Source organism: Pseudobutyrivibrio ruminis DSM 9787, from assembly GCF_900218035.1.
GTDB classification, from domain to species: domain Bacteria; phylum Bacillota; class Clostridia; order Lachnospirales; family Lachnospiraceae; genus Pseudobutyrivibrio; species Pseudobutyrivibrio ruminis.
The window spans coordinates 12,335-29,605 of the sequence record NZ_OBMR01000008.1; the positions used below are offsets into that span (position 1 = coordinate 12,335).

The window sequence follows — 17,271 nt, forward strand, 5'->3', positions numbered from 1 at the left end:
TGCAAAATCTTTATTTTATAATAGCGTTAAATGGTAACTGTGTAATATTCTACAGTTCAAAGCGGAGGTAAAAGATGGAGACTAAAAAAGGATTAAAAAGAAACAAGGCTACAATAGCCGGTCAACTCGGTATCTTTTCTGGATTTACAATCCAAATGTTTTTACTTGTAACTGTTATAATGCTGATATTTTTTGGCTTGGTATTTGCAAATATCTATAGCTTCTACAATGTCCAGTTTGTAACAGAGACATACCAGATGGAAATCAGAAAAGATGTCCAGACAATCAACAAGAGACTTCTTTTTGCACTTGCGTCTAGCGATTCTGATGTTACTGCAGCGCAGAGAGAGGATTTGGAGGGAAGATTTCCAAAGATTGAAGGTTATTTCTCAACAATTTCTGCAAATTTGAATAACGAGGAATTGGGAAATCGTCTTACAACAAACTGGAAAGCATTTGAAGATGCATCATATGAGATGCTTGATTTGGTGGAAGCAGGCGATGCTGCTGGTGCATTGGAATATTACAATTCCACATTGAATGAAGTTTCAGAGACTCTTGCTGATTCACTTGATGAAACAGGAACACTTGCGGAAAATGCTGCAGCAGGAAAGTATAAAGCTATTCTGTTCATTATTGTCGCTGGTGTAGTTGTACTTGTAGGCGGACTTATAGTTGTAAGTTCAATCAGTAAGAAGAAGGCTGATACGCTTATTAAAACAATTGAAAATGATTTGGCTGTACTTGCGAAGGCTACTGAAGAAATTGCTGAAGGTAATGTACATGTAGAAATTGATTATGAAGCTGATAATGAAATTGGCAAGGTTGTAAATGAATTGAGAACAGCTGTAGATTCTTTGTCATTCTATATTGATGAAATCGGAAGTAAGATGTCTACAATGGCAAACGGCAATTTCAATATTAGCTTTGAAAAGAATTTCGATGGTGATTTCAGAGCAATTCAGACAGCAATTGAATCCTTCTCACAGCAGATATCAGATTCTATGACAGAGATTATGGAAGTATCTGATATGGTATCAGAAGGTGCAAATCAGATTGCAGGTGCTGGTCAGAATCTTGCAGATACAGTTACATCACAGGCAAATATCGTAGAAGACTTGTCTGTTACTGTTAATGATATTACAGATCAGATTTCAAGTAATTCAACAGATGCAACACAGATTTCCAAGGAAGTTGAAGTGGTTGCACAGAATATCGTTGAAGGAAACCAGAGAATGCAGGATGTTGTTAATGCTATGGATGCAATTTCAGCATCTTCTCAGGAGATTTCAAAGATTATCGATACAATCAATGCTATTGCTGATCAGACAAACCTTCTTTCTCTTAATGCTTCTATTGAGGCTGCAAGAGCAGGTGAGGCAGGAAAGGGATTCGCAGTTGTTGCTACAGAGGTTTCACAGCTTGCAGGTCAGACTGTAGAAGCTGCTCAAAACACAGCGGGCCTTATTAATGCATCACTTCAGAGTGTTCAGGAAGGTATTGCTATTGCTAATGATACAGCTGAGAAGCTAAATGGCATGGTTTCACAGGTTCAGGGAATTGCAGATAAGGTTAAGACTATTGCTGAGGCTTCAAATTCGCAGGCTGCATCTGTAAAAGAAATGTCTGCTAATATTAGTGAGATTTCATCAGTTGGTCAGAACAATGCAGCTACATCTGAAGAATCGCTTGCTCTTAGCTACGAAATGAATGAACATGCCGATTCATTAAAGGGATTAGTTGAACGCTTTGAACTTAAAAAATAAATAGAAATTTAAAATATCAAGGACGCCTTGTAAAACCAGGGCGTCCTTATTTTTTTGAGAAAAATTATCTAAAAGATTTTATAGAATTATGTTGACTTCTAAAATTTTTTAGCTATCATAGGTGGTGGTTAATGTAAAACATTTTAACTAATTAAATTAAGATAAAAGAAAAGGAGAATATTATGTTCGAGACAGTAAAGGAAGTAATTATTGATACACTTAGCTGTGCAGCAGAGAAAGTTACTATGGAGGCAAATCTTTTTGATGATCTTGGTGCTGACTCCCTTGATGCAGTAGAGCTTTCCCTTGCAGTTGAAGAAAAAACAGGTATCACAATTGATGAGGATGCAATGGCTGAAATCAAGACAGTTGCAGATATCGTAAACTATTTAGAGGCACATAAATAATCATGGAATTAAAAGATGTAAAAGAACTGTTGAAGGCATTTGATGAAAGCAATAGTTCTTATCTGTCAGTAGAAATAGACAACACTAAAATCAAGTTGAAAAAATATTGTGAGCAGGGGCCGGTTGTAGAAAATGCCACACGTGTAGTTGAACAAATGCTACCTGCACATAATAATGATAATGTGGATAACAGCCCAGAAATACAAATCGATGGTGAACAGGTATTGGCACCTTTGGTCGGAGTTTTTTATGCAGCTCCCTCTCCAGATGAGGATGCTTATGTGCAGGTTGGAGACTCAGTCAAAAAAGGACAGGTGCTCTGCTTAATTGAAGCCATGAAAATGATGAGTGAAATCACCGCACCAAAAGATGGAGTAATCAAAAAAATCTTTGTAAAGAATCAGGATGTGGTTGAATTTGAACAGCCACTCTTCTTAATAGGAGATTAGTTATGTTTAAGCGTATTTTGATTGCTAATCGTGGTGAGATTGCAGTTCGAATAATCAGAGCTTGTATGGAAATGAATATTGAGTCAGTTGCAGTTTATTCAACAGCTGACAAAGATTCTCTTCATGTGAAGCTTGCTACTAAAAGTATTTGTATTGGTCCAGCCCGAGCAGCAGACAGTTACTTGAATATGGATGCTATTATAACTGCTGCTCAGGTTATGGAGTGCGATGCGTTACATCCTGGCTTTGGATTCCTCTCGGAGAATTCTACATTTGTAAGAAAGTGCAATGAAGCAGGAATCACATTTATCGGTCCAACAGCTGATGCAATGGATGCGCTGGGAAATAAGGCGGCAGCACGAAAAATGATGATGAAAGCAGGAGTTCCTGTGGTTCCAGGATCAGATGGTCCAGTGGCGGACTACAGCAAACTAGAAAAAATAGCTAAGAAGATTGGCTATCCTGTTTTGATCAAGGCCAGTGCAGGTGGCGGCGGACGTGGAATGCGTCGTGTCTATAAACCAGAGGATTTGAAAAAGCTTTTCGATGAAGCAAAGGCAGAAACAATGGCTTGCTTCAATGACGATGAAATGTATCTAGAAAAGCTTATTGTTAATCCAAGACACATTGAATTCCAAATTTTAGCAGATGAGCACGGTAATGTGATTCATCTAGGGGAGCGCGACTGTTCAATTCAGCGTAAGAATCAGAAGCTGATTGAAGAAAGTCCATGTATGTATATAAATGACGACTTACGAAAGTCTATGGGAAAGGCGGCAGTTGCTGCAGCAAAAGCAGCCAACTACACAAATGCTGGTACTGTAGAATTCGTCTTGGATGAAAAGAATCATTACTATTTCATCGAGATGAACACAAGAATTCAAGTGGAACATGGCGTTACCGAAGCCGTTACCGGAATTGACCTTATCAAACAACAGATTAGGATAGCTTTTCATGAGCCATTAAAAACAAGGCAAAAGGATGTAAACATCAAAGGCCATGCCATGGAGTGCAGAATAAATGCAGAAGATCCGGCAAAGAATTTTATGGCTAACACAGGCAAAATTACTTTTTTGAATGTGCCTGGTGGACCTGGAGTCAGAGTGGATACACTTTTGTACAACGGATATGAAACTAGTCCGTTTTATGATTCCATGATGGCAAAGATAATTGTTCATGCACCTACGCGACTTGAAACAATCAGACGTATGCGAAGAGCTCTTTTGGAGCTTGTTACAGATGGAATCAAAACAAATGGAGATTTTGATTATCTTCTGTTGCATCACCCTGATTTTATAAAGGGAAATTACAATGTTAGCTTTATCGAGGAGCATTTAGATGAAATACTTTCCTGGGATAAAGCTGCATCAGAATATCCAGAGGATAATGAATGATAAGTGCTGTAGATCAAAGAAAAAACAAATTCAATAGATACAAAGACTTGCGTAAAAATCCAACAGAGATGTTGGAGCCGGCCATCAAACCTGTAAAGGAATATGATGTGTGGGATAGACTTAATGACATTGCAGATGAGGGCACCTTTGAAGAGTTCAAGTTCAGCTTTCCTGAGACAAATCCTCTTGAATTTGAGGGGTATATTGAAAAGAAAGAGGTACTTCGATTAGAGATAAATCTTCATGATGCAATCATCTCAGGCACATGTCAGATTGATGGCTACAAGACTGTGATTGCCATAATGAACAAGAAATTTATGATGGCATCCATGGGAATGGAGCTTGGAGAGATAGTTTGTAGATCTGCTGAATTCGCAATGCAAAACAAACTACCACTGATAATATTTACAGCAAGCGGCGGAGCTAGAATGCAGGAAGGAATTCTAAGTCTTATGCAAATGGCCAAAACCAGCGCTGTAATCCAAAAGTTCAAGGAAGCTGGCGGATTATATATTACAGTTCTCACTCATCCAACTACTGGCGGTGTTAGCGCAAGCTTTGCTACTTTAGGAGATATTACTTTAGCTGAGCCGGGTGCTCTCATCGGGTTTGCAGGGCCAAGAGTTATTGAACAGACAATTGGTCAAAAGCTACCTGAAGGCTTCCAGAGAGCGGAGTTTTTGGAAGAGCACGGATTTGTGGATCAGATAGTTAAGCGGGAGGATATGAAAAACACTCTTGGAAAGCTGCTGAAGCTTCACAGTTAAGGAGGAATCAGATGAAGGCTATTGATAGAGTTCTAAACGCACGAGATAAAGACAGACCAAAGATTACAGATTATATCGATAATCTGTTTACGGATTTTTTTGAGCAAAAGGGAGATTTTTTAGGTAAGGAAGATGCCAGTATATATGGTGGAATAGCAATGTTTCATGGCAGACCTGTGACAGTGCTTGGGCACCGAAAGGGCCGCACGGCAGAGGAGAACATGACTTGCAACTTTGGAATGCCAGGGCCGGAAGGCTACAGAAAAGCACTTCGATTGATGAAGCAGGCTGAAAAGTTTGGCAGGCCAATTATTACATTTGTAGATACCCCAGGAGCATATCCGGGACTTGAAGCAGAAATGTATGGACAGGCTCAGGCTATTGCAAACAACCTGGCCCAGATGAGTGATATAAAGGTTCCAATCATCACCATAGTAACAGGTGAGGGAAGCAGCGGTGGAGCTCTGGGAATAGCAGTAGCAAACAAAGTTTATATGTTGGAAAATGCAATTTATTCTGTTCTTTCACCAGAGGGCTTTGCATCCATTCTTTGGCACGATAGTTCAAAGAGGGATGAAGCAGCAGAAGTAATGAAGCTTACATCAAAGGATCTTTTAGAATTTGGTGTAATAGATGGAATCATTTCTGAGAGAGGTACTGGTTTTGAGCTTGTGTCAGAAACGGAAAACGTTGATAGATTCAGCAGACTATATGGAAGAATTGACAAGCAGATTTCTTCAGCATTGAAGGAGCTTGAGAATAAAAGTGCAGAACAGTTGATTACTCACAGATATGAAAAGTTCAGATATTTTGATAAGGATTATTTGAATGAAACAACTTCAGAAAGAATGGAAAATGTGTAAATGACTGGAATAAGGATTTTAGGGACAGGAGCCTATGCTCCAAAGAAGCTAGTTAGCAATGATGATTTAGCACAAATCGTTGAAACAAGCGACGAATGGATAAAGCAAAGAACTGGAATGAGCGTAAGACATTATGTCGATGGTGATGAGAATCATACATACCTTGCTGAAATGGCTGCGAAAGAAGCTATTGAAAATGCAGGAATCAATAAAGATGAAATTGGCGTAGTTGTTGTTTGCACAGTGTCGGCTGATTATTTCTCTCCTTCAGCTGCATGCCTAATACAAGGAAGACTGGGACTTTCAAATGACATTATCGCCATGGATATTGGCGCTGGATGTTCAGGTTTTATATTTGGAATGGAGACAATCAGAGCACTTATGATGGCTAGAAATGCCAAGTATGGTCTTTTGATTGGAGCCGAGGTTCTTTCGAAAAAAATGGACATGACAGACAGAAGCACCTGCGTGTTATTTGGAGATGGGGCAGCAGCAGTTGTTGTTGAACCAGCAGATTCACTGTATTCGTCAGTGATTGGCGTGGACGGTGATGAGGAAATGATTAACATCAAGTCTCCAGATGGATACATTCATATGGATGGTCAGGGAACATACAAATTTGCAGTAGCAACAGTTCCAAAGGTGATAGAGCAGGCAGTTAATAAAGCGAATTTAACCTACGATGAAATTGATTACTTTGTATTGCATCAGGCAAATCTTAGAATCATAGAGTCCATAGCCAAAAAGGTTAAACAGCCTATGGATAAATTCGTAGTAAACATAGATAAATATGGCAACACATCTGCAGCAAGCGTAGGCTTAGCCTTGGATGAAGCTGTCAAAGGCGGAAAGATTAAAAAAGGAGACAAGGTACTGATGTGCGCTTTCGGCGCCGGCCGAACATGGGGCGCCGTGGTACTTGAGTGGTAAGTTAAAAATTTAGATGAGCAAGTAGACAGCAAGCTCTGAGGTTACTCAAGCGAGACGTGTTGTCGAGTGGAGTAACTCTCAGGCTTGTAGGCGTAACTTGCGGATGGAAGGAATTCATGAAACTTAGAGATTTAACAGGTACAAAGTATTCGATTATTCAGGGCGGCATGGCAAATATTGCTACTGGTGAGTTTGCGGCTGCAGTTTCAAATGCAGGCGGACTTGGACTTGTAGCCAGCGGCGGTATGAATGCTGAAGCCTTGAGAGAACAAATAAGAATATGCAAAAGCAAAACAGACAAGCCATTTGGTGTGAATTTGATGTTGATGAATCCAGATGTGGATAATATCGCTCAGATGCTTATCGAGGAAAAGGTCCAGTTCATTACAACTGGAGCAGGAAATCCTGGTAAGTACATGGCTGGTTGGAAAGCAATGGGAGCAAAGGTATTTCCTGTAGTGGCTTCAGTTGCATTGGCAAAAATTATGGTAAGAGCAGGTGCAGATGCCATTATTGCGGAAGGCGGAGAGTCAGGTGGTCACGTAGGTGATATGACAACAATGACTTTGCTTCCTCAGGTAGTTGCAGCAGTGGATGTACCAGTAATTGCAGCAGGAGGAATTGCATCAGGAGAGCAGATGGCGGCAGCAATGTTGCTTGGTGCATGTGGTGTACAGATTGGCACATGTCTTCTTGTTTCAGAGGAATGCCCAATTCACGAAAACTACAAGCAGGCGCTTATAAAGGCAAAGGATAATGCAACAACTGTGACTGGAAGATCACAGGGGGCGCCAGTTCGTATTATCAAAAATGAAATGGCAAGAGAGTATTTAAAGCTTGAGGCAGAGGGCGCAGATAGAGAGCGCCTGGAGCAGATTACACTTGGTGGCCTTCGCAGAGCTGTAGTTGATGGAGATATGCTTCGTGGCTCGGTAATGGCAGGCCAGGTTTGCGGCCAACTCAAAGAAGTTCGTCCTGTAGCGGCTATCTTGGAAGAGCTCAACCGAGGCGCCGTGAACACGCTAAATAATGCGGCTTCAATTGAATTATAACAACCAGATAAGGGGTACAAGAGTATGTTAGGTTTTGTTTATGCTGGCCAAGGTTCACAGCGTGTTGGGATGGGCCAGGATTTTTATGGTAAATACGATAGTTTTAGGGAGACTATAGATAACGCAACTGAGGTTGTAAGTAAAGTAACTGATATGGATGTAGCTGATGTTTCATTTAATGGGCCAATTGAGCAGCTTTCACAGACTGCTTATACTCAGCCTGCCATGGTTGCATTTGCAATTGGCGTGACAAAGCTTCTTAAGGAGGCAGGGATAGAGGCAGACTACACATGTGGTCTTAGCCTTGGTGAGTATTCTGCACTGTATGAGGCTGGTGTTGTAGATGAAGCAACAATTATGGAGCTGATTGCAAAAAGGGGCAAGTACATGACAGAGGCTTCCCAGGGATTGAATGTCAAAATGGCTGCTGTCCTAGGATTGGATAGAGAGACTGTTTTAGAATGCTGCGAAAAAGCATGTGAAATAACAGAAGGTGAACGTGTAGTTCAGGCGGCAAACTTTAATTGCCCAGGTCAGATTGTTATATCCGGCCATTCAAGTGCTGTTGATATGGCTAGTGCATTTCTTAAGGAAGCAGGGGCAAAGCGAATTCTTCCATTAAAGGTTAGTGGACCATTCCATACAAAGCTTATGAAGCCAGCAGGAGATAAGCTTGCTCAGGAATTTAAAGCAGTAGATTTTAAAGACGAGAAAACAAAGGTAGTTTTCAACTGTCTTGGAAGAGAAAAAAATCAGAATGAAAAGGTAGCTAATCTTCTAGAAAAGCAGGTGCAGTCATCAGTTTATCTGGAAGACTCAATTAGATATATGGCAGAAGCTGGTGTGGATACTTTTGTGGAAATCGGACCTGGAAAAGCTATCAGCAAGTTTATAACTAAGACTGTTGATAATGCAAAAGTCTATTCAATTGACACAGTTGATGATTTTGAAAACATTGTAAAGGAGCTTGGAGCATGAGTGTAGCATTAGTTACAGGTGGAAGCAGGGGAATAGGAAGAGTAATTGCCGAAAATTTGGCAAAATCCGGTATTAATATTGCTATTTGCTATTCGGGAAATGAGAACGCAGCCCAGGAGACAATCGAATCCTGCAAAAAGCATGGCGTTCAGGCAATGTACATCAAGGCTGACGTAAGTAATGCTGATGATGTATCAGAAATGTTTAATCAAATAAAAGAATTGATGGGCCCTGTGGAAATCCTTGTTAATAATGCTGGAATCACAAGGGATGGCTTGCTCTTAAGAATGAGTGAGGCTGATTATGATGCAGTTCTCGACACAAACCTTAAGGGAACTTTTCTATGCACAAAAGCTGCTATAAAGGACATGATGAAAGCCAGAAATGGCCGAATCATCAATATCACTTCTATTGTAGGTGTTCAGGGCAATGCTGGACAGGCAAACTATAGTGCAAGTAAGGCCGGTGTTATCGGATTTACGAAGTCGGTAGCAAGAGAATATGGTTCAAAGGGCGTTACCGTAAATGCGGTAGCTCCAGGATTTATTCAGACTGCTATGACAGATCAGTTGCCAGATAATGTAAAGGAAGCTTATTTAAAGCAAATTCCTTTGGCAAGATTTGGAACACCTGAAGATGTAGCAGATGTTGTAGATTTCTTGGCATCAGATAAAGCATCTTATATTACAGGACAGGTAATAGAAGTAACTGGAGGAATGTAAAACATGAAGCGTAGAGTAGTTATTACTGGAATGGGTACTGTAAACCCACTTGGCAATTCAGTGGAAGATACATGGAATGCGGTAAGAGAGGGAAAATGCGGTATTGGCCCTATCACACATTTTGATACATCAGAATTAAAAGTTAAGCTTGCTGGAGAGGTAAAGAATTTTGATGCAGCAGAGATTTTAGGTCCTAAGGAATCTAAGCGTATGGATGTTTACACACAGTATGCTTGTGCTGCAGCCAAGGAAGCATTTGCTGATGCTGGAATCGATGTGGAAAAAGAAAATATGGACAGGTTTGGTTGCATCGTTTCATCAGGTATTGGCGGTCTTTCAACAATAGCTACAGAGCATTCCAAGGGCGAGGAAAAAGGCTACAGCAGAATTTCACCATATTTTATTCCTATGACAATTAGCAATATGGCAGCAGGACAGATTGCCATAATGTTTGGACTTAAGGGAATGTGTACATCAGTTGTTACTGCATGTGCCAGCTCAAATAATGCTATTGGTGATGCGTTCCACAGAATTCGTGATGGATACGAGGATGCTATGGTTTGTGGAGGAGCAGAAGGGGTTATTATGCCACTTGCCATTGGTGGCTTCCAGTCTATGAAAGCTCTTTGTACAAGCGAAAATCCTAATCGTGCTTCTATTCCATTTGATAAGGAGCGTCATGGATTTGTTATGGGCGAAGGTGCAGGTATTCTTGTGCTTGAGGAATTAGAACACGCGCAGGCACGTGGAGCAAAAATATATGCTGAGGTAATCGGCTACGGTTCAAACTGCGATGCTTATCATATCACTGCACCAAATCCAGAAGGAGAGGGTGGTGCAAAATGTATGGCTCTTGCAGTTGCAGATGCAGGTATTGAAATGACAGATGTAGACTACATCAATGCTCACGGAACAAGCACAAGCCTAAATGATGCAGGGGAAACTCTTGCAATTAAAAAGGCTTTCGGAGACCACGCATACAAGCTAATGGTAAGCTCTACAAAGTCTATGACAGGACATTTGCTTGGTGCAGCAGGTGCAGTAGAAGGAATCATTACAGCCCTTTCTTTAAAGGATGGTTTTGTTCCAGCTACTATTAATTATCTTGAAAAGGATGAGGCTTGTGATTTGGATTACGTGCCAAATATCGGTAGAAAAGCAGATATAAATGTGGCATTATCAAATGCTCTTGGCTTTGGTGGCCACAATGCATCAATTGTGTTTAGGAGGTTTTAATGGAACTAAGTTGTTCAGAAATCCAGGAAATATTACCACATAGATATCCATTTTTGATGGTGGACAAAATCACAGAATGCGAACCCGGGGTATATGCCAAGGGAATCAAATGCGTATCTGCAAATGAGATGCATTTCATGGGGCATTTCCCAGGACATCCAGTTATGCCAGGAGTTCTTATAATAGAAGCATTGGCTCAGGTGGGCGCAGTGGCACTTTTAACAGAAGAGAAAAACAAAGGAAAGCTTGCTTTCTTTGGAGGAATTAAAAATGCCAGGTTTAAGCAACAGGTTGAACCAGGTGATGTTTTACAATTGGAATGTAAGCTAACATCAAGAAAAGGCCCTGTTGGATTTGGGGAAGCAGTTGCTTATGTGAATGAAAAAATTGCCGCTAAAGCAGAAATTTCCTTTGCTTTAGGCGATTAAATTGAGTATGATATTTCTAGAAGTTTTAGATTAAAGAAAGATAGGAGCTAGAAATGTTAGAAGAAGCACTTACAGAGGTTTACACCAAGTTTAAAGTTCACTTTTACCAGGAGATGTTCAAGAAGCTTCGTGCAAGAGAAACATCACTTACAATCGTTGAGCTTTTTTGCGTAGAGATTATCTATGTACTTAGAAATCCAACTGTAAAAGAGTTCGCAGAATTTATTGGTATTTCTTCACCAAATGCTGCATATAAGATTGCTTGCTTAATTGATAAGGGGTACATTGAAAAGGTTCAGTCTGAAAAGGATAGAAGAGAATTCCATCTTCATGTTACAGACAAATACCTTGAATATTTAAATCTCTCGGAGGGCTATGTTAAGACAGTAGCTGAAAGAGCAGAAGAGCGTTTCACAGAGGAGCGTATTGAAACATTAAATGATATCCTTAACGATATGTCAGATTTCCTTATGAAGGAAGTAGATATTCCAAAGTATCGTAGAAGCGAAGAAGAATAATAATAAATAACAGGTCCTTGGCGAAAGCCAAGGACTTTTTTTATGCAAAAAAATGTGCACAGTTGCTTGGCTTTCATTTTGTATGATATGTAGAATCGTTTGATTGAGTTTGATTGCGAATTATCAAAAGTAATCATTTTTTAATTAATAAAGGGTGCATAAATATGTATTTTTGTGATTAGGTTACTGATTATTTTGCTGAAAAGCCCGTAAGTATGGGCTTTTGACGTATTTTACGAAAATGAATATTTCAATTTAAGTAAGTTTCACAAAATTGAAAAAGTGGTCCCTAAATCTATTGACCTTATTATGAAACAGCGTTAATGTGTTAACAGTGTTAAGTGATTAACACTTGAAAGCAATTGCGAGGTAATGTTAATGAAAAAAGTCAAAGAAGTTGCAGGCAATAATACAAGCGATTTAACAGAAATGAATCGTTCGGCTATTGTACGAATCCTTCAGCAACGAGAGGTTTGTACCAGAGCAGAGATTGCTAAGATGATGGGCCTGACTCAGGCATCCATTACAAAGCTTGTTGCCTACCTGATAGATATGGGTATTGTATCAGAGGTTGGCATTGTGAAGGGAAATGGAAATCGACGCTCCATTGGCCTTCGCCTAAATGCCGAAAAGAATCTGGTAATCGGAGTAAAGTTTTCAAGACATGTATTTGCCATCGGAGTTTTTGATATCTCTGGAAAGCTTTACACACAAAGCGAGACAGAGTTTAGTCTGGATGAAAATACAGGCAAGGTTCTGACAGCTATGAAAGACCAGATAAGAAAGCTTCTTGATGAATATGAAAATGTAGTTGCTATTGGTCTTGCACTTCCAGGTCCTTATCTTAGAAAAGAAGGACGAATTGCAATGGTCACACGAATGCCAAGCTGGCACAATATCAACTTCATTGATGAGTTCAAAAATGAGTTTGATAAGCCAGTATTCATAGAGCAGGATGCCAATGCGGGAGCGTTAGCAGAGTGGTGGTTCGGTGATCATGGAAGACCACTTAGCTCACTTACTTATTTCTTGGTTGGTGAAGGTGTTGGATCAGGAGTAGTTGATCATGACAGCCTTTTGCTTGGATATCAGGGAATTGCCAGTGAGGTTGGTCATATAAGCATCGATTATAACGGAAGCACTTGTGAGTGTGGAAATAAAGGATGTTTGGAACTTTATTGTTCCACAATGGCACTTTTGAAAAAAGCTGAAAAGGAATTGCCTGAGCTGTTTAAAGAAAAATATGAAAACAGATCAGAGGCTGTTTCAAGAATAGTTGATGCAGCACGAAAGGGCAATGAAAAAGCTATTAGGGTTTTACAGGAAATTGCAACATACATTGGATACGGATGCGTAACACTGATAAATGCATACGATCCAGAAATTATAGTTATTGGTGATAGCGTATCGCAAGGGGACGAATTTCTTTTACCAACAATCAAAAAGATTGTGGAAGAAAGAACTATTCCAGAAGTTAGTAGCAAGGTAAGAATAGAGATTTCTAGATTGAAAGTGGATCCTACTCTTTATGGTGCAGCAGCAATTGCTACAGACAGAGTTTTAAGAAAACCAAGCGAGTATTTGGCTTCAAATTAGGCATCAAAATAGGGAGGTATTTGATATATGGAAAACAATTCTTTTATCCTGCAAATGCAAGGGATTACAAAAGAATTTCCAGGTGTAAAAGCACTTGATGATGTAAACCTCTCAGTGAAAGAAGGCACAATTCATGCAATCTGCGGTGAGAATGGTGCTGGAAAATCTACACTGATGAAGGTTTTATCGGGGGTTTATCCTTATGGCACATATGATGGCGACATCGTTTATATGGGCCAGGTGATGAAATTCAAAAACATCAAGGAATCAGAAAGCGCTGGAATAGCAATTATTCACCAGGAGCTGACAATGATTCCAGAGTTGTCCATTACAGAAAACATCTTTATGGGAAATGAAATCATAAAGAAGGGAATGATTGATTGGGCAGAAGAAAAAAGAAGAACCTACGAAATTCTCAAAAAAGTAGGACTTTCAATTAACCCAGATGTATTGATTAAGCACTTAGGTGTAGGTCAGCAGCAGCTGGTAGAAATTGCAAAAGCACTTTCAAAGAATGTAAAGCTTCTAATTTTGGATGAGCCAACATCAGCATTGAATGAGGCTGATTCAGAAAACTTACTTAACCTTATGATTGACCTTAAGAATAAGGGCATCACATGTATCATGATTTCTCACAAGTTGAACGAAATCGCTGCGGTATCAGATGCTGTTACAGTTATTCGAGATGGTCACACCGTAGAAAGCTACGACGTTGAAGCAGGTAAGGTTGATGAAGATAAAATCATCAAAGCCATGGTTGGTCGTTCGATTGAGAATAGATATCCAGAGCACGAACCAAATATTGGAGAAGTTATCTTCGAAGTAAAGAATTGGTGTGTTGAGGATCCAGATGTTGAAGGCAGAATGGTTTGCAAGAATGCAAGCTTCAATGTAAGAGCCGGTGAAATCGTTGGATTCGCAGGACTTATGGGTGCAGGTAGAACAGAGCTGATGCGCTCACTATTCGGTAGAAATTATGGAATTTACAGAGGCGGTTCAATCAAAATCAAAGGTCGTGAGGTGAAGCTCACATCCGTTGAATCAGCAATAAAGAATGGGCTTGCTTATGTTCCAGAGGATAGAAAAAACTTAGGTTTAAATCTTTTGGATTCAATCAGAAAGACAGTTGTTGCAGCTGATTTGGACAAAATCACAAAGCATGGTCTTCTTGATATAAATGATGAAAAGAAAGCAGCAGAAGAGTATCGTAATTCTCTTAAAATCAAGACATCAAATGTAGATGCTGGAGTAACAACACTTTCAGGTGGTAATCAGCAGAAGGTTGTTTTATCAAAGTGGATGTTTACAGAACCAGATATTTTGATTCTTGATGAACCTACAAGAGGTATTGATGTAGGTGCTAAATATGAAATTTACAAATTGATTCATCAGCTTGCAGATGATGGTAAGGCAGTAATCCTGGTGTCATCTGAATTGCCAGAGCTTCTTGGAATGGCAGATAGAATTTACACAATCTTTGAGGGAACTATCACAGGCGAACTTGAGAGCAGTGAAGCTAACCAGGAAGGCTTAATGAAGAGGATGACAATTACTTCAAACTAGTATATGGGAATTATGAAAGGATGGAATAAATTATGAAATACTTAAAACAGGTATTAGGCCAGGATTTGCGCCAATACACAATGGTTGTTGCGTTAGCTGCTTTGATTATTATTTTCAACATTATTTCTGGTGGAAGAATGCTTACTTCTTCAAACTTCCAGAACTTGATTTCAGGTAATGCATACGTACTTATTTTAGCTCTCGGTATGTTGATGGTTATCGTTATCGGTCAGATTGATTTGTCAGTCGGTTCCGTAGCTGGTTTCGCAGGAATGGTTATGGCACTTGTTGCTAAGAACTATAACGTTCCTTGGTGGGTAGCAGTTCTTATCGCAATTGCGATAGGTATCTTAGCTGGTGCATGGCACGGTTTCTTCCTTGCACAGCTTGGTATTCCAGGATTCATCACAACTCTTGGTGGTATGATGATTTTCCGTGGTGGTGTTATTTGGATTTCTCATTCAATTTCAGTTCCTGCTCCAGAGCAGTTAAAGTGGTTCGGTGCTGGATACTTACCTGAATGGGGACCTGCATTTACAGGCATGAACAACTCAACACTTTTACTTGGAATTATTGGAATTGTTTGCTACGTAGTAGCTCAGCTTAGAAAGTATAAGCACTCAGGTGATGGCAATGGCACAAAGGATCCACTTTGGGCTGTAATCGTAAGAATCGCTCTTATGACATTACTCATTGGTTACTTTACATGGTTATTTGGTTCAGGACGTGTTGGTACATCATTCCCTGTTCCAGGACTTATCTTATTATTACTTACAATCGTTTATCACATCATTACACAGCGTACAAAGTTTGGTCGTCACGTATATGCGGTAGGTGGTAACAAGGCAGCAGCTGCCCTTTCAGGTGTAAATGTTAAAAAGACATATTTCCTTACAATGGTAAACATGTCACTTTTAGCATCAATCGCAGGTATTCTTTTTGTAGGTCGTTCAACAGCAGCTGGTCCTGCTGATGGAACATCATGGGAAATGGATGCAATCGCATCAGTATTCATCGGTGGTGCTGCAGTATCAGGTGGTGTTGGTACAATTCTTGCAACAATCGTCGGTGGTCTTGTAATGGCAGTTCTTAACAACGGTCTTATGCTTATGGGTGTTGGTGCCGACAAGACACAGGTTATCAAGGGCTTCGTTCTTTTAGCTGCTGTAGCATTTGATGTTTACAACAAGAAGAGCGGCAAGAGCTCAATCATTGGCAGAGTATTTGGGGGAAATAAAAAAGCTGCCAACTAATTTAAGAAGGCTTGCCTGCAGTAATAAACTGCTGGGCCTTACATATTAAGTGCACAATATGTGATTATTTAAGGAGGATGGAAAATGAAAAAAAGAACATTATTGTCAATGGCAATGGTGGCAACTATGACAGTTGCAACATTCGCAGGCTGTGGGGGAAGTAGAGAGGGAACTACAGAAGAAACAGCTACAACAGAAACAGAGGCAACAACAGAAGAGGCTTCAGCTGATACAGCTGCAACAGATATGCCTGGTTTCGAAGAGGGAGCAACAATTGGTATCTCACTTCCATGGCTTGGAACTCAGAACTGGAAAGAAGCGGAGGAGATGTTTACAACACAGCTTGAAGAAGCGGGTTACACTCCACTTGTACAGGCTGCAGATAACAAGGTTACTCAGCAGCAACAGCAGATTGAGTCTATGATTGAAAATGGTGCAAAGGTTATCGTTGTAGGTCCTGTAGATGGTTCTCAGCTTGGTTCAGTACTTGAGCAGGCTAAGGAAGCTGGCGTATACGTAATCGGATACGATCGTCTTCTTGAGAACACAACAGGTGTTGATGGTGTAGTTCAGTTCGGTTCTGTAAAGACTGGTGAGCTTCAGGCACAGGCTCTTTTACAGGGTCTTGAGGAGCAGAAGGGTGAGGCTCCTTACAACATCGAGCTTTTCGGTGGTGGTCCTGCTGATCCTAACGCACCAAACTTCTTCAAGGGTGCTATGTCAGTACTTCAGCCAAAGATTGATGATGGAACACTTGTAGTTGTATCTGGTCAGACAGACTTTACACAGTGTGCAACAGTTGATTGGGACAATGCTAAGGCACAGTCAAGAATGGATTCACTTCTTTCAGGATTCTATTCAGACAAGGAAATCGATGGTGTTCTTTGCCCTAACGATGGTATTGCAAGAGCATGTATCACATCATGTGAGAACGCTGGTCAGGATATCCCAGTAGTATCTGGTCTTGATGCTGAGAACGAGTCAGTTGAGTGGGTATGGCAGGGACGTCAGTACTCTACAGTTGCTAAGCCAACAGAAGATCTTGTTGCTAAGACAATCGAAATCATCGATTCACTTCAGGCTGGTAACGGTATGCCTGCTACAGAAGTAACAGCAGACAATGGTGTAATCGAAGTTCCAGTATATGAGCTTCCACCAGTAGTAGTTACAAAGGACAACGAGAAGGAAGTATTCGCAAATGATCCTTCACGTTTAGAGTTATTAAAGTAATTTCTTCTTCATATTCTTTTTTTGATAATTTGTTTAAAGTATAATTAACTCAGAGATTGTATTTTAAACACTTATAGGGCAGTGACAATCCACTGCCCTTATTAAATGATATTTTAGGA

General features: G+C 40.2%; 17 protein-coding genes. All 17 read left to right on the top strand.

Annotated features, from left to right (window positions below; genetic code table 11):
• The first annotated feature begins 74 nt into the window (after positions 1-74).
• The 17 genes from CRN97_RS08805 (at position 75) to CRN97_RS08885 (ending at position 17,152) form a co-directional block, all read left to right on the top strand.
• Complete coding sequence (locus tag CRN97_RS08805) at positions 75-1,766, top strand: methyl-accepting chemotaxis protein (RefSeq protein ID WP_097076608.1); 1,692 nt, start codon at positions 75-77, stop codon at positions 1,764-1,766.
• Between the two features lie 182 nt (positions 1,767-1,948).
• On the top strand, positions 1,949-2,173 hold the full coding sequence (locus CRN97_RS08810; RefSeq protein ID WP_330371737.1) for an acyl carrier protein: 225 nt from the start codon (positions 1,949-1,951) through the stop codon (positions 2,171-2,173).
• Positions 2,174-2,175: 2 nt separating this feature from the next.
• Complete coding sequence (accB, locus tag CRN97_RS08815; RefSeq protein ID WP_097076609.1) at positions 2,176-2,622, top strand: acetyl-CoA carboxylase biotin carboxyl carrier protein; 447 nt, start codon at positions 2,176-2,178, stop codon at positions 2,620-2,622.
• 2 nt (positions 2,623-2,624) lie between these two features.
• Positions 2,625-4,016, top strand: coding sequence for an acetyl-CoA carboxylase biotin carboxylase subunit (accC, locus tag CRN97_RS08820; protein ID WP_097076610.1), 1,392 nt, complete (start codon positions 2,625-2,627; stop codon positions 4,014-4,016).
• Positions 4,013-4,783 (top strand): acetyl-CoA carboxylase carboxyltransferase subunit beta, encoded by a 771-nt coding sequence (locus tag CRN97_RS08825; protein WP_242962048.1) that lies wholly within the window; start codon positions 4,013-4,015, stop codon positions 4,781-4,783. The genes accC and CRN97_RS08825 overlap by 4 nt, the downstream gene beginning before the upstream one ends.
• A gap of 11 nt (positions 4,784-4,794) precedes the next feature.
• The gene (gene accA / locus CRN97_RS08830) at positions 4,795-5,646 is read left to right on the top strand and encodes an acetyl-CoA carboxylase carboxyl transferase subunit alpha (protein ID WP_097076611.1); all 852 of its coding nucleotides are present in this window, start codon (positions 4,795-4,797) and stop codon (positions 5,644-5,646) included.
• Complete coding sequence (locus CRN97_RS08835) at positions 5,647-6,576, top strand: beta-ketoacyl-ACP synthase III (RefSeq protein ID WP_097076612.1); 930 nt, start codon at positions 5,647-5,649, stop codon at positions 6,574-6,576. It abuts the gene before it with no gap.
• 116 nt (positions 6,577-6,692) lie between these two features.
• Positions 6,693-7,628 (top strand): nitronate monooxygenase, encoded by a 936-nt coding sequence (locus CRN97_RS08840; RefSeq protein ID WP_097076613.1) that lies wholly within the window; start codon positions 6,693-6,695, stop codon positions 7,626-7,628.
• A 24-nt stretch (positions 7,629-7,652) separates the two neighbouring features.
• Positions 7,653-8,606: an ACP S-malonyltransferase gene (fabD, locus tag CRN97_RS08845; protein WP_097076614.1), complete on the top strand. Its 954-nt coding sequence runs from the start codon at positions 7,653-7,655 to the stop codon at positions 8,604-8,606.
• Entirely contained in the window at positions 8,603-9,328 is a 726-nt protein-coding gene (gene fabG / locus CRN97_RS08850; RefSeq protein WP_097076615.1) for a 3-oxoacyl-[acyl-carrier-protein] reductase, read from the top strand. Before fabD ends, fabG begins: the two co-directional genes overlap by 4 nt.
• Before the next feature lie 3 nt (positions 9,329-9,331).
• Positions 9,332-10,564 (top strand): beta-ketoacyl-ACP synthase II, encoded by a 1,233-nt coding sequence (fabF, locus tag CRN97_RS08855; RefSeq protein WP_097076616.1) that lies wholly within the window; start codon positions 9,332-9,334, stop codon positions 10,562-10,564.
• Positions 10,564-10,992, top strand: coding sequence for a 3-hydroxyacyl-ACP dehydratase FabZ (gene fabZ, locus CRN97_RS08860; RefSeq protein WP_097076617.1), 429 nt, complete (start codon positions 10,564-10,566; stop codon positions 10,990-10,992). Before fabF ends, fabZ begins: the two co-directional genes overlap by 1 nt.
• Positions 10,993-11,045: 53 nt before the next feature.
• Positions 11,046-11,510: a MarR family winged helix-turn-helix transcriptional regulator gene (locus CRN97_RS08865; protein WP_090395008.1), complete on the top strand. Its 465-nt coding sequence runs from the start codon at positions 11,046-11,048 to the stop codon at positions 11,508-11,510.
• Positions 11,511-11,888: 378 nt separating this feature from the next.
• Positions 11,889-13,106, top strand: a complete 1,218-nt coding sequence (locus CRN97_RS08870) for an ROK family transcriptional regulator (RefSeq protein ID WP_097076618.1) — start codon at positions 11,889-11,891, stop codon at positions 13,104-13,106.
• A 27-nt stretch (positions 13,107-13,133) separates the two neighbouring features.
• A complete protein-coding gene (gene mmsA, locus CRN97_RS08875) occupies positions 13,134-14,669 on the top strand; it encodes a multiple monosaccharide ABC transporter ATP-binding protein (protein ID WP_097076619.1) in 1,536 nt (511 codons plus the stop codon).
• 32 nt (positions 14,670-14,701) lie between these two features.
• Positions 14,702-15,922, top strand: a complete 1,221-nt coding sequence (locus CRN97_RS08880; RefSeq protein WP_097076620.1) for a sugar ABC transporter permease — start codon at positions 14,702-14,704, stop codon at positions 15,920-15,922.
• Between the two features lie 84 nt (positions 15,923-16,006).
• Entirely contained in the window at positions 16,007-17,152 is a 1,146-nt protein-coding gene (locus tag CRN97_RS08885; RefSeq protein ID WP_179670724.1) for a substrate-binding domain-containing protein, read from the top strand.
• Positions 17,153-17,271 lie beyond the last annotated feature (119 nt).

Bases quoted from the DNA above. Each gene is read 5' to 3' on its own strand.
- CRN97_RS08805 (WP_097076608.1), top strand. From the start codon at position 75: ATGGAGACTAAAAAAGGATTAAAAAGAAACAAGGCTACAATAGCCGGT.
- CRN97_RS08810 (WP_330371737.1), top strand. From the start codon at position 1,949: ATGTTCGAGACAGTAAAGGAAGTAATTATTGATACACTTAGCTGTGCA.
- accB (WP_097076609.1), top strand. From the start codon at position 2,176: ATGGAATTAAAAGATGTAAAAGAACTGTTGAAGGCATTTGATGAAAGC.
- accC (WP_097076610.1), top strand. From the start codon at position 2,625: ATGTTTAAGCGTATTTTGATTGCTAATCGTGGTGAGATTGCAGTTCGA.
- CRN97_RS08825 (WP_242962048.1), top strand. From the start codon at position 4,013: ATGATAAGTGCTGTAGATCAAAGAAAAAACAAATTCAATAGATACAAA.
- accA (WP_097076611.1), top strand. From the start codon at position 4,795: ATGAAGGCTATTGATAGAGTTCTAAACGCACGAGATAAAGACAGACCA.
- CRN97_RS08835 (WP_097076612.1), top strand. From the start codon at position 5,647: ATGACTGGAATAAGGATTTTAGGGACAGGAGCCTATGCTCCAAAGAAG.
- CRN97_RS08840 (WP_097076613.1), top strand. From the start codon at position 6,693: ATGAAACTTAGAGATTTAACAGGTACAAAGTATTCGATTATTCAGGGC.
- fabD (WP_097076614.1), top strand. From the start codon at position 7,653: ATGTTAGGTTTTGTTTATGCTGGCCAAGGTTCACAGCGTGTTGGGATG.
- fabG (WP_097076615.1), top strand. From the start codon at position 8,603: ATGAGTGTAGCATTAGTTACAGGTGGAAGCAGGGGAATAGGAAGAGTA.
- fabF (WP_097076616.1), top strand. From the start codon at position 9,332: ATGAAGCGTAGAGTAGTTATTACTGGAATGGGTACTGTAAACCCACTT.
- fabZ (WP_097076617.1), top strand. From the start codon at position 10,564: ATGGAACTAAGTTGTTCAGAAATCCAGGAAATATTACCACATAGATAT.
- CRN97_RS08865 (WP_090395008.1), top strand. From the start codon at position 11,046: ATGTTAGAAGAAGCACTTACAGAGGTTTACACCAAGTTTAAAGTTCAC.
- CRN97_RS08870 (WP_097076618.1), top strand. From the start codon at position 11,889: ATGAAAAAAGTCAAAGAAGTTGCAGGCAATAATACAAGCGATTTAACA.
- mmsA (WP_097076619.1), top strand. From the start codon at position 13,134: ATGGAAAACAATTCTTTTATCCTGCAAATGCAAGGGATTACAAAAGAA.
- CRN97_RS08880 (WP_097076620.1), top strand. From the start codon at position 14,702: ATGAAATACTTAAAACAGGTATTAGGCCAGGATTTGCGCCAATACACA.
- CRN97_RS08885 (WP_179670724.1), top strand. From the start codon at position 16,007: ATGAAAAAAAGAACATTATTGTCAATGGCAATGGTGGCAACTATGACA.